The following is an 11585-nucleotide window of genomic DNA, read 5'->3' as shown; positions in this document are numbered from 1 at the left end:
ATCGGTTCCGGCGGCGGTTTCCGCGCTGGTCCCGGCGCGCACGTCGAACTCGACCTTCCAGCGCTCGTTGCCGCCCACGGGGACGGCGCTCAGCTCCAGCGTGCCGATATCCGTCACGCGCGCGAGCAGCGTCACCGGCACCACCTCACCCGCGTTGCGGCCCTCGGCGGGCAGGGTGGCCTCGATCTCCTGGAGTTCGACCAATTCGTCGGGCCCCCAGAAATCCAGCAGCGCGCCCACCGCATCGCCGCGGCGCACCGACGAGCCAAAGAAGCGCAGCCGCACCGGCTCGCCGACGACCAGGCCGAACTCCTGCGTGTCGAGCCGCGCTTCGGAGCCTTCCTCCATGCCGAACGGCGCAAGGCATAGCGCGCTGATGGGCGGCTCCATGCCCGGGATCGCGGGCATGTTGGATTCCACGCCCACGTAGTACGACTGCGCCGTGCCGCCGCGGATGCGCACGCCCGTGCCTGTCCGCGCATGGCCGTAGTAGGCCGCGCCGCGCGCCACCGCCAGGTCGAGGTTCGCGCCGTCGAGTATGCGCAGCGCGGGCGCCGCGTCGGCGGCCAGCCAGCCGTTGATGACTTCGATGATGCGCTGCTCGATCCGGCTGGCCTTGAGCACGCCGCCGTTGAAGAGAATCGCGCTGGGATGCAGGAACGCGGCGTTCGCGGGCTGCGTCTCGCGCAGGCCGTCGATCTGCCCGGCCGCGCCGGCCTGGCGTGACAGGAATGCCGCGAGATGGCGCGTCACCGCCGCGTCCTGCGCATAGGGCAGGCCGAGCTGCGTGAGCGCGGCGCGGGCGCGGGTTTGCGGCCGCTCGTCCACGGCCACCTTGGGGAAGAAGCCTTCCACCAGCATCTGCAGCACTTCCGCGCGCGTCAGCTCGGTGCGGATGCTGCCGCCGATCAGCTTGCTGCCGCGGCTGGGAACCACGACGGGCACGCTCTGCAGGCTCTCGTCGGCCAGCAACTGCTCCTTGGCGGCGCGGCAGCCATGCGAGAGCGCACGTGTCTGCCATGCGTCGAGCTGCCTGCCTTCCTGGGCGAGTTTGCGGGCCAGGCCATAGGCCAGCGCCAGGTCCATGTTGTCGCCGCCCAGCAGGATGTGCTCGCCGACGGCCACGCGCTGCAGCTCCAGGTTCCCGTCGCGCTCGAGCACGGCGATCAGCGAGAGGTCGGTGGTCCCGCCGCCCACGTCCACCACCAGGATGATGTCGCCGTTCTTCACCTGCTTGCGCCACTGGCCGCCGCTTTGCTGGATCCAGCTGTAGAGCGCCGCCTGCGGCTCCTCGAGCAGCGTGAGATGCCTGAAGCCCGCGTCGCGGCAGGCCTGCGCCGTCAGCTCGCGCGCCGCCGGATCGAACGATGCGGGAATGGTGACGGTGATGTCCTGCGCGTCGAACGGCGCTTCGGGGTGCGCCTTGTCCCAGGCCCAGCGCAGATGGCTCAGGTAACGGGTGGAGGCCGCGAGTGGCGACACGCGCCGCACTTCGGGCGGCGCATCGGCGGGCAGGATGGCGGCGCGGCGGTCCACGCCCGGATGGCACAGCCAGCTCTTGGCGCTGCTCACCAGGCGGATCGGCGTGTTCGCGCCGCGCGCGCGTGCGAACTCGCCCACGACGAGGCTCTGCTCGCCCGCGCCCGGCAGCGCCATGTCGGCAGCCGTGAGCTCGTTCTCATGGGGCAGGTAGAGAAACGAGGGCAGCAGCGGCCTGGCCTCCACGCTGGCCGGCGCCGTGAGCTGCGGAATGTCCAGCACGTGCTGCTCGACCTTCTCTCCATCGCTTGCGGCCCGGCTCACGTAGGACAGCGCGCAGTGCGTGGTGCCCAGGTCGATGCCGATGCAGTACAGCGCCGCCGGCTGGGAAGCGTTCGCGGTGTTCATCGCGCCGTCCGTCACAGTTCGACCTCGGCCTGCGCGACGATCTCCGCCGCCTTCTCATCAGTGAGCTGCGGCAACTGCATGTGCGCCACTTTCCAGCCGCGATGCGTGAGCGTGCCGCTGAACGGAGCCTGCCCCACCACGTTGCCGGTCAGGCGGATGGCCGTGGTGTCGAAGCCCTGCGCCACGGTGATGCGGCTGCCCTCGGCTTCCTCGCGCACGGGCACGAGGCTGAAGTGCTCGCCGAGCACCTTGCGGCAGCCTTCGTGGACCACGCGCGCGGCGGCGCCGATCTCGGCGTCGGTGTAGTTCTTCACGTCCTCCTGGACGAAGTCCACGAAGCGCGCCTCGCGCTGCAGCAGGCCCAGCACCTGCAGCGCGGCAGTGTCGGTGGGCACGCGGATCTGCACGGCGCGCTCGACGATCTTCTCGACCGGAACCTCCACGCGGGTCTCGACGATCTTCTCCACGGGGACTTCGACGCGCACTTCCCGGGGCTCTGGCGCGGGCGCATCGGCGGCGAGCGTCTCGCCGCCGCGCAGGCGGACGATGTCGGATGCCAGGCGCGCATTGCCGAGTATCGCGAAAAAGCTGCCGATGGCGATCGCCACGCGGCTGAGGAATGAGGGGGGTGTTGGTTGGGTCATGTCGTGATTCCCGGAATCGGGCCGGGGTCAACCCCCGCCGCGCATCGCGCCAGGGCGGGGATTCGGGGCAAATCGGTTCGCTCGCGTGCCGTTCGCAATACGCCGCAGCGCCATGCACGTGCACGCGCGAAGGACGCAATGTTACCGAATCCCCGCAATCCCGGCATCGCCGTCGGACTTGGGACATGTGCTCGGGCGCCCTGAGGACGCCCGGCGCGGCTCAGGCCACGCCGCGAGGCCGCGCGTCAGCCTCAGTCGATGCGCGCCAGCGCGGCGCCCAGCGCCTGCGGCGTGCCAGCGCCCGCGAGCAGGGCGATCCTGCCGCTTTTGTGCGCTGTGACCTGCATCTCCATCTTCATGGCTTCCATCACCGCGATGACGTCGCCTTCCCGCACGGCGTCGCCATCGCGCACCTTCCAGGCGTGGAGGTTGCCCGCGATGGGGGATTCGACGACGCCCGGATCATGGGCTGGCGCTGCGCCCGCGGCTGCCGGATGGGCCGCGCCCGGCATCGCCGCGAGGCCCTGCAGCAGCGCGGCGGGAAGGCCGAGCGACACGCGCCTGCCGTCGATCTCGATGGCGGTGCGCGTGAGGGAAGCGTCCGCCAGCGGTTCGGCGCGCGCGGCGGCGGCCAGCGGCTCGGCGAACTCGGTCTCGATCCAGCGCGTGTGCACATTGAAGTCACGGGGGCCGTTGAAGTCCGCATGGCCGAGCACCGCGCGATGGAACGGCAGCACCGATGCGACGCCGTCGATCCGGAACTCCTTGAGCGCCCGGCGCGCGCGGGCCAGCGCCTGCTCGCGCGTCGCTCCGGTGACGATGAGCTTGGCCATCATCGAGTCGAACGAGCCGGAGACCACGGAGCCGGTCTGCACGCCGGAGTCCAGGCGCACGCCTGGGCCGCCGGGGGCATCGAAGCGCGTGATCGTGCCGGGCGTGGGCAGGAAGCCGCGGCCCACGTCTTCGGCGTTGATGCGGAATTCCAGCGCATGGCCGTCGGGCCGGGGCGTTTCCTTGATCGACAGCGGCAGGCCGTCGGCCACGCGCAGTTGCTCGACCACCAGGTCGATGCCGGTCGTCTGTTCCGTGACGGGGTGCTCCACCTGCAGGCGCGTATTCACTTCGAGGAACGAGATCGCGCCGCTCCTGCTGAGCAGGTATTCCACCGTGCCCGCGCTCACGTAGCCGGCCCTGGCGCAGATGTCGCGCGCCGATTGGTGAATGCGCTCGCGCTGCTCGTCGCTGAGGAAGGGCGCGGGCGCTTCTTCCACCAGCTTCTGGTTGCGCCGCTGCAGCGAGCAGTCGCGTGTGCCGAGCACCACGACGTTGCCATGCGTGTCGGCCATCACCTGGGCTTCGATGTGGCGGGGCTTGTCCAGGAACTGCTCGACAAAGCATTCGCCGCGACCGAATGCGGTGATGGCCTCGCGCGTCGCGGAGGCGAAAAGTTCCTCGACCTCGTCCATGCGCCAGGCGATCTTCATGCCGCGCCCGCCGCCGCCGAATGCTGCCTTGATGATGATCGGCAGACCGTGCTGCTCGGCGAACTCCAGCACCTGCGATGCGTCCTGCACCGGGTCCTTGGTGCCGGCCACCAGCGGCGCGCCGACGTCCAGCGCCACTTTGCGCGCGCTGACCTTGTCGCCCAGCAGGGCGATGGTTTCGGGACGGGGGCCGATCCAGGTCAGGCCAGCGCCGATCACCGCCCGCGCGAAGGCTTCGCTCTCCGAGAGGAAACCGTATCCGGGATGCACGGCATCGGCGCCGCACTGGCGGGCGATGGCGATGATCTTGGCGATGTTCAGGTAGGTGTCGGCGGGGCGCTCGCCCGCCAGGCCGTAGGCCTCGTCGGCCATGCGCACGTGCAGTGCGTCGATGTCGGAGTCGGCATAGATGGCAACGGATTTCACGCCATAGTCCGCGCAGGCGCGCGCCACGCGGACGGCGATTTCGCCACGGTTGGCAATCAGTACTTTTTTCATGGCGTATCTTCTTCAGGAACGGGAGCGGCCGGGGCGGGCGCGATTTCGCCGAAGCGGCGAACGGGATGAAAACGCAGCCAGGCGCCCACGGGAATCTGGCCGGCGCGGTCCAGGTGGTATGGCGCGATGCAGGCGATCACCGGATAGCCGCCGGTCAACGGATGGTCGGCAAGGAACAGGACGGGCTGCCCGTTGGCCGGCACCTGCAGCGCGCCCAGCGGAGTGCCTTCGCTGGGCAGTTCGGCGGTGACGGTGCGCGAGAGCGGCGTCTCGCCGTTCAGGCGTAGTCCGACGCGGTTCGATTGCGGCGTGACCTGCCAGCGCTGGCTGCACAGCAGGTCCAGCGCCTGCGCGGTGAACCAGTCGGTGCGCGGGCCGAACTCGATGTCCAGCACCACGTCTTCATCCAGCGTGGGCAGGCCCTCGGGCGGCAACTGGGCGTCAGCCACGATGTGCCGGGCCGCGGGGCCGTGCAGGCGCAGCACGTCGCCCGCCTTGAGCGCCGCCGGGCCGACGTTCGCCAGCGTGTCGGTGGCGCAGCTGCCCAGCACGGGCGCGACGCTGAAGCCGCCGCGCGCCGCCACGTAGCAGCGCGCACCGGCGCGGGGCTGGCCGATGGCCAGCGTATCGCCGTCGGCCAGCGCCACGGGCGCGTAGCGCGGGGCGTCCCAGCGCCGGCCCCCGGAGGTGGTGATGGTGACCGGCGCATCGGCTCCGGTCACCGCGACGACGGTCTCGCCGCGGCTTTCAAGCCGCAGGCCGCCGCCCACGGTCTCCAGGGCCGCGATGTCGCTGGCATTGCCGACCAGCCGGTTCGCGGTTTTCAGCGCCGCCTGGTCCATGGCCCCGGACGCGGAAACGCCCTGGCCCGCCTGGCCGTGGCGTCCGGTGTCCTGGAACACGGTGAGCAGGCCGGTGGCGCGCACCAGCAGGGCAGCGTCGCCATGCATGTCCGCGCGAGGCCGAGGGGCGGGCGCGGCTTGCGCGGGCTGGCAGCCGGAGGAGGCGGTGGAGGTAGAGGCGGCGGCAGGCAGCGTGGCAGCGTCCACGAAACGCACGCGGTAGCCGGGCTGCAGCAGCGCGGGGTGCTCGCGTGACAGATCCCACATGGGCGTTTGCGTCACGCCGATCAACTGCCAGCCGCCGGGGCTGGCCTGTGGATAGACCGCGCTGAAATTGCCCGCCAGCGCCACCGATCCGGCGGGCACGCGGGTGCGCGGCGAGCTGCGGCGCGGCACGTCGAAAATGGGGTCGCCGCCCACCAGATAGCCGAAGCCCGGCGCGAACCCGGTGAAGGCCACGGTGTATTCGCTGCCGGTATGGCGGCGGATGACCTCTTCCTCGCTGATGCCCAGCAGCCGCGCCACGTCGCCCAGGTCCTCGCCGTTGTAATGCACGGGGATCTCGACCAGCACGTCGCTGCGTTCCGTCTGCTCGCCCAGCGTGCGCGATGCGATGTCGCGCACGACCTGCGCGGCGGATGTCGCCGACGCGCGGAACTGCACGAGGATGGTGCGCGCGGCGGGGACGAGTTCCTCGACGCCGTGCACGGGCGTTTTCTGCAGCGAGGCGAGCAGCGCCAGCGTATCGTCCAGTCCGGGCAGTTCCACCAGCAGCGTGTGGCGGTTGACCGGCAGAAAGCGCATGGTGTTCTTGTTCTCTACGTTCATGGAGCAGCCGGTCAACCCGCGAAGGACGCGATCTGGATGTTCTCGCGCTCGAAGCGCTCGCGCAGGCTGCGGGCGATGGCGACGGCTCCCGGGCTGTCGCCGTGCACGCAGATGGAGTCGGCCTCGATGCGCACGGTGCTGCCGTCCATGGCGGTGACCGCGCCTTCGCGGACCAGCCTGACCATGCGTTCGGTGATCTCGTCCTCATCGTGCAGCACGGCGCCGGGCAGCGTGCGCGAGACCAGCTCTCCGGCGGGCGTGTAGGCGCGGTCGGCAAAGGCCTCGGCCACCACGGAAAGGCCTGCGTCGCGCGCCCACCGGATCAGCGGAGCGCCCGCAAGCGCGACGAGCACGAGCGATGGATCGAGCGCCAGCAGCGCGTTGATCACGTCATCCGCCTGGCGCCTGTCCTGCGCGATCTTGTTGTAGAGCGCGCCGTGCGGCTTCACGTACGTCACGCGCGTTCCGGCGGCCCGCGCCAGCCCTTGCAGCGCGCCGATCTGGTAGATGACGCCGGCGACGAGATCGGCGCTGCCGATGTCCATGTTGCGGCGGCCAAAGCCGACCAGGTCGGGATAGGACACGTGCGCGCCGACGGACACGTTGCGTTCCTTCGCGGCCTTGAGCGTCTTCAGGATGCCTGCGGGATCGCCCGCGTGGAATCCGCAGGCCACGTTGGCGCTGCTCACGATGTCGAGCATCGCGGCGTCGTCGCCCATGCTCCATGCGCCGAAGCTCTCGCCGAGGTCGCTGTTGAGGTCCATCTTCATCATGGTGCTCGCTCTTTCTTTTCTTCAATGTTCAGGATATCTGGCCCGCGCTCAGCCGCAGGTCGTCCCGGGTGGTCATGGCCGCGGCGATGGCGGCCCGGATGCCCTTGACCTGCTCGCCGAGCTCCATCGCGCTTGCGTCCCGCGCGCGGCTGGCCTGTCCGGGCAGCGGCGGCACGTGGATGAAGCCGCCGCGCGCGTCCTTGCGCGCCGCACCCTTGGCGAGGCGGTCCATCACCGCATAGCAGATATGGTTGCAGACGAACGTGCCGGCGGTGTTGGAGACCGACGCGGCGACCCCCGCGTCGCGCATGGCCTGGGTCATCGCCTTGATGGGCAGTGTGCAGAAATAGGCCGGCGGGCCGTCCGCGAGCACTGGCGCGTCGATGGGGCGATTGCCCGCGTTGTCGGGGATGCGGGCGTCATCGATGTTGATGCCGACCCGCTCGGGCGTGATGTCCGAGCGGTTGGCCGCGTAGCCGAGGCAGACGATCAGCATCGGTCCGGTCTCGGCGATGGCGCGGTCCAGCGCCGCGATGGAGTCGCCGAAAACGCAGGGCAGCCGCACGCTTCGCACGATGGCGCCTTCGATGATCGCGCCGTCGAGCGCGCGGGCGATTTCCCACGATGGATTGACGGAGTCTTCGCCGAACGGCTCGAAGCCGGTCAGCAGGATCTGGTGCTTGCCATGCGCCATGAGCAGCCCTCTTTCATTTCGTCAGGGAAGGAACATCAGGAAATACAGGATGAACACGTTCGCGGTCAGAAGCAATAGGGCAGTCGGCACTTGCGCCTTGATGACGGCGTTCTTGTCGATCTCCAGCAGCGCCGCCGGAACCAGGTTGAAGTTGGCCGCCATGGGCGTGAGCAACGTGCCGCAATAGCCCGAGAGCATGCCGACGGCGGCCATCACCGCCGGGTTGCCTCCGAAGTGGTGCACCAGCACCGGCACGCCCACGCCGCCGGTCATGACGGGAAACGCCGCGAAGCCGTTGCCCATGATGACGGTGAACAGCGCCATGCCGACCACATAGACGGCCACGGCGATGAACTTGATGTCCATGTTGATGTATTCGGTGGTCACGAAGGCCACGGCCTTGCCCACGCCCGCCTCGGAGAAGACCAGGCCGAGCATGCCCAGCATCTGCGGAAGCACCAGCGCCCAGCCGAGCGCATCGGTCAGCCGCCACGATTCGCGGATGCCCTGGGCGGGCGTCTCGCGCGTCATCCAGCAGGCCAGGCACAGCGCGATCACGCAGCCCACGCCCAGGCTGACCAGCGTCGTGTTCTTGGGGTCGAGCAGCGGCGTTGCGCCGACGAGCAGATATTTGCCCGACAGCGTGCCGATCATGGTGATGAGCGGAATGGCGAGCGCCGGCACGAACAGCTTGTTGCCCAGGCGCTTGGCGCTTTCGAGATACTGCGCGTCGGTGCGAGGCTGGTGCCTGCCGCCCGCCACGCCGTTGAAGCCGGCGATCAGCGCCATGGCAACCGCCATCACGCCGACGATCACCGGGTCGAGCCTGTCGCCCACCAGGAAAACGACGGCGTAGATGGCCCAGAACAGGGCGCTGCTGTAGCGGCGCGGATTGGTTGCGTCGCGCACGGTGAGCACCGCCGTGATCGCAAGGATGACGCCGACGAGGTAGTACAGGTGCTGGATGGTCAAGGTCATGATGTTCAGGCTCCCTGTGCCTTGCTGTTGTGCATGTCCGGCGTGCCGGTGTCGGCCGCGGCCTCGTCGCCCCACTCGCCGGTGTTGCGGGCGTGCTCGATGTCCTTGGCGAGCGCCGCGTCGAGCCGGTACAGGCGCACGGCATGGATGATGAATGCGGTGATCGCCGTGGGAATGCCCCACAGCGCGACATGGATCGGCTCCACGTCAATGCCCGCTTCCTTCAGGAAGGTGGTCATCAGCACGATCGCGCCGAACGCCACGAAGATGTCCTCGCCGAAGAACAGGCCCACGTTGTCGGTCGCGGCGGAGAACGCGCGCAGTTTCTCGCGCACCTTGGCGGACAGCCGGCCAAAGCGGTTCTCGGTGGCGCCTTCGGCCATCGGCGCGAGCAGCGGGCGCACCATCTGCGGGTGGCCGCCCAGGCTGGTCAGGCCCACGGCGGCCGTCAATTGGCGGGCCGCCAGATACACGATCAGCAGGCGTCCGGCGGTGGCCGACTTGATGCTGCTGATCCAGCGCTGCGCATGCTGGCGCAGGCCGTGGCGCTCGAGCAGCCCGATCACGGCCAGCGGCAGCAGGATGATCAGGGGCAGGTTGCGCGTCTTGACGAAGCCGGTGCCGATGGCGGCCAGAACCTTGTCGACCGGAAAACCGGCCGCGAACGCTGTGCCGATGGCCGTGACGACCACGACCAGCATCGGATTGAAGCGCAGGATGAATCCCGCAATGATGATGGCCACGCCTATCAGCGGCCAGAGGTTGACGTCGTTGAGCATGTAGGTTCCTTCGGATGAATGCGACGCGATGGTGGACTTGGCGGCATGGCCCGTGAGGCAATCCTGGGCGTTTTGCTCCCTTGATTGCTTTCAATGCCGTACAAATATTTGTGAAGTGTCTGACAATTTAATATTTTGCATAAGACAATAAATACAAAGCATAGGTGATAACCCTTAGGATCGCTAACACAACCATCGATACGTCGCTGCTTCGCCTCGTCTCGATCGCAAACCTTCGGTTTGCTGGGTCGTGTTGGCAGCTCTTGATTCGAAATACCGGATCGAAGGCGGTTGGCTTCGGACAAGGCGCCGGGCGCTCCTGCCGCATGCGGCGGCGGGCCGGGGTGGATACACTGCGGGCTCAAGCAACAGCCGAATTCCATGTCCAGCATCGCCGAAGCGCAAAACCTCACCGACCGAATCGCGGAACTCCTGCGCGAGAAGCTCATCCTTGGCGAATGGGCGCCAGGGCAGCGTTTGTCCGAGGCCGCCTTGTGCGAGAGCCTGGATGTGTCGCGCAGCACCCTGCGCGAGGCATTCCGCATGCTGACCAAGGAAGGGCTTCTGTCCCACGAGCCGAACAAGGGCGTGTCGGTCGTGGTGCCCAGCATCGCGTCCATCATCGATATCTACCGGGTCCGCCGCATGATCGAATGCCAGGCGCTGGCGCAGGGCTACCCCATGCACCCCGCGCTCGAGCGCATGCGCGCGGCGGTTGCGCATGCGCTGGCCTGCCGCGACAGGGAGGACTGGCTCGGCGTCGGAACGGCCAACATCGCGTTTCACAAGGCCGTGGTGGAACTGGCCGACAGCGAGCGGCTGAACGTGATGTTCTCGCACCTGCTGGCCGAGCTGCGCGTGGCCTTCGGGCTCATGCAGGATCCGCACTTCCTGCATGCGCCCTATGTGGAGATGAACCAGCAGATTCTTGCGTTGTTCGAGGCCGGCAAGCCGGATCAGGCGTCGCGCGCGCTCAACGACTACCTGGTGCATTCCGAGCGGCTCATCCTCGCCGCCTACGCGCGCAGGCTGGCCGAAAAAGGCATCAAGGGATAACGCGCCCGGCGTTGCGCGACAATGCGGCTGTCTGCCTGAACGACTTCAGGCGCCACAGAAATTCCCAGCGCACGCATGACCATCCATACCGACGATTTCGCACCCATCCCGCAGCAGCAGCGCGTGGTTTCCGCCGCGCCCGCCTCTTCGCAGGAAGACGCGCTGGAGCGCGCGCTGCGCCCCAGGATGCTGGAGGAATACGTCGGCCAGTCCAAGGCGCGCGAGCAGCTCGAGATCTTCATCGGCGCGGCGCGCAAGCGCTCGGAGGCGCTGGACCATGTTCTGCTGTTCGGGCCGCCGGGCCTGGGGAAAACCACGCTCAGCCACATCATCGCCGCCGAACTGGGCGTGAACCTGCGCCAGACCTCCGGGCCGGTGCTGGAAAAGCCCAAGGACCTGGCCGCGCTGCTGACCAACCTCGAGCGCAACGACGTGCTGTTCATCGACGAAATCCACCGACTCTCGCCGGTCGTCGAGGAAATACTGTATCCCGCGCTCGAGGACTACCAGATCGACATCATGATCGGCGAAGGACCGGCCGCGCGGTCCATCAAGCTCGATCTGCAGCCCTTCACGCTCGTGGGCGCGACCACGCGCGCGGGCATGCTCACCAACCCGCTGCGCGACCGCTTCGGCATCGTCGCGCGGCTGGAGTTCTACACGCCGCAGGAGCTGGCCCTGATCGTGCGCCGCAGCGCCGGGCTGCTGGGCGCGCCCATCGATGACGAGGGCGGCTTCGAGATCGCCCGGCGCTCGCGCGGCACGCCGCGTATCGCCAACCGCCTGCTGCGCCGCGTGCGCGACTATGCCGATGTGAAGGGCGACGGGCGCATCACGCTGGACATCGCGCAGCGCGCGCTCACCATGCTCGACGTGGACCCGCAAGGCTTCGACGTCATGGACCGCAAGCTCCTGGAGGCCGTCATCCACCGCTTCGACGGCGGCCCGGTGGGCCTGGACAACATCGCCGCCAGCATCGGCGAGGAGAGCGGCACGATCGAGGACGTGATCGAGCCCTACCTCATCCAGCAGGGGTACCTGCAGCGCACCCCGCGCGGGCGCGTGGCCACCGTGGCGGCGTTCAGGCACCTGGGCGTCACGCCGCCCAGCGCCGCGGGCGGA

10 protein-coding genes are annotated in these 11585 nt (G+C 68.7%); 2 read left to right on the top strand and 8 right to left on the bottom strand.

Going from position 1 to position 11585, the window contains the following annotated elements; translation table 11 throughout:
* From ABWP92_RS13845 to ABWP92_RS13810, 8 genes are all read right to left on the bottom strand, one after another.
* Positions 1-1887: Hsp70 family protein (locus ABWP92_RS13845; protein ID WP_353235975.1), on the bottom strand; the 1887-nt coding region annotated here is incomplete at its 3' end.
* Positions 1888-1898: 11 nt separating this feature from the next.
* The gene (locus tag ABWP92_RS13840; protein WP_353235974.1) at positions 1899-2531 is read right to left on the bottom strand and encodes a DUF2760 domain-containing protein; all 633 of its coding nucleotides are present in this window, start codon (positions 2529-2531) and stop codon (positions 1899-1901) included.
* A 251-nt stretch (positions 2532-2782) separates the two neighbouring features.
* A complete protein-coding gene (locus tag ABWP92_RS13835; RefSeq protein ID WP_353235973.1) occupies positions 2783-4513 on the bottom strand; it encodes an acetyl/propionyl/methylcrotonyl-CoA carboxylase subunit alpha in 1731 nt (576 codons plus the stop codon).
* The gene (locus ABWP92_RS13830; RefSeq protein ID WP_353235977.1) at positions 4510-6159 is read right to left on the bottom strand and encodes a 5-oxoprolinase subunit B/C family protein; all 1650 of its coding nucleotides are present in this window, start codon (positions 6157-6159) and stop codon (positions 4510-4512) included. The genes ABWP92_RS13835 and ABWP92_RS13830 overlap by 4 nt, the downstream gene beginning before the upstream one ends.
* 35 nt (positions 6160-6194) lie before the next feature.
* Positions 6195-6953, bottom strand: a complete 759-nt coding sequence (locus ABWP92_RS13825) for a LamB/YcsF family protein (RefSeq protein ID WP_353235976.1) — start codon at positions 6951-6953, stop codon at positions 6195-6197.
* Between the two features lie 31 nt (positions 6954-6984).
* Positions 6985-7650: a pyroglutamyl-peptidase I gene (gene pcp / locus ABWP92_RS13820; RefSeq protein WP_353235972.1), complete on the bottom strand. Its 666-nt coding sequence runs from the start codon at positions 7648-7650 to the stop codon at positions 6985-6987.
* A 21-nt stretch (positions 7651-7671) separates the two neighbouring features.
* Positions 7672-8628, bottom strand: coding sequence for a DUF979 domain-containing protein (locus ABWP92_RS13815; RefSeq protein ID WP_353235971.1), 957 nt, complete (start codon positions 8626-8628; stop codon positions 7672-7674).
* A 5-nt stretch (positions 8629-8633) separates the two neighbouring features.
* Positions 8634-9407, bottom strand: coding sequence for a DUF969 domain-containing protein (locus tag ABWP92_RS13810; RefSeq protein ID WP_353235970.1), 774 nt, complete (start codon positions 9405-9407; stop codon positions 8634-8636).
* 381 nt (positions 9408-9788) lie between these two features.
* Between ABWP92_RS13810 and ABWP92_RS13805 the strand changes: the two genes are divergently transcribed.
* Together ABWP92_RS13805 and ruvB are read left to right on the top strand one after the other, a co-directional pair.
* Complete coding sequence (locus ABWP92_RS13805; RefSeq protein WP_353235969.1) at positions 9789-10463, top strand: GntR family transcriptional regulator; 675 nt, start codon at positions 9789-9791, stop codon at positions 10461-10463.
* Between the two features lie 75 nt (positions 10464-10538).
* Positions 10539-11585, top strand: a 1047-nt coding sequence (gene ruvB / locus ABWP92_RS13800; protein ID WP_353235968.1) for a Holliday junction branch migration DNA helicase RuvB, incomplete at its 3' end; no start/stop codon positions are given.

This window comes from Diaphorobacter ruginosibacter, assembly GCF_040396215.1.
Taxonomy (GTDB): domain Bacteria; phylum Pseudomonadota; class Gammaproteobacteria; order Burkholderiales; family Burkholderiaceae_C; genus Diaphorobacter_A; species Diaphorobacter_A ruginosibacter_A.
The sequence above is the reverse complement of the archived record's forward strand: the minus strand, read 5'-3'. Positions and strand labels throughout refer to the sequence as shown.

Coding starts and splice junctions, on each gene's coding strand:
- ABWP92_RS13825 (WP_353235976.1), bottom strand. CDS start 6,953: ATGAAGATGGACCTCAACAGCGACCTCGGCGAGAGCTTCGGCGCATGG.
- ABWP92_RS13835 (WP_353235973.1), bottom strand. CDS start 4,513: ATGAAAAAAGTACTGATTGCCAACCGTGGCGAAATCGCCGTCCGCGTG.
- ABWP92_RS13840 (WP_353235974.1), bottom strand. CDS start 2,531: ATGACCCAACCAACACCCCCCTCATTCCTCAGCCGCGTGGCGATCGCC.
- ABWP92_RS13805 (WP_353235969.1), top strand. CDS start 9,789: ATGTCCAGCATCGCCGAAGCGCAAAACCTCACCGACCGAATCGCGGAA.
- pcp (WP_353235972.1), bottom strand. CDS start 7,650: ATGGCGCATGGCAAGCACCAGATCCTGCTGACCGGCTTCGAGCCGTTC.
- ABWP92_RS13815 (WP_353235971.1), bottom strand. CDS start 8,628: ATGACCTTGACCATCCAGCACCTGTACTACCTCGTCGGCGTCATCCTT.
- ABWP92_RS13830 (WP_353235977.1), bottom strand. CDS start 6,159: ATGCGCTTTCTGCCGGTCAACCGCCACACGCTGCTGGTGGAACTGCCC.
- ABWP92_RS13810 (WP_353235970.1), bottom strand. CDS start 9,407: ATGCTCAACGACGTCAACCTCTGGCCGCTGATAGGCGTGGCCATCATC.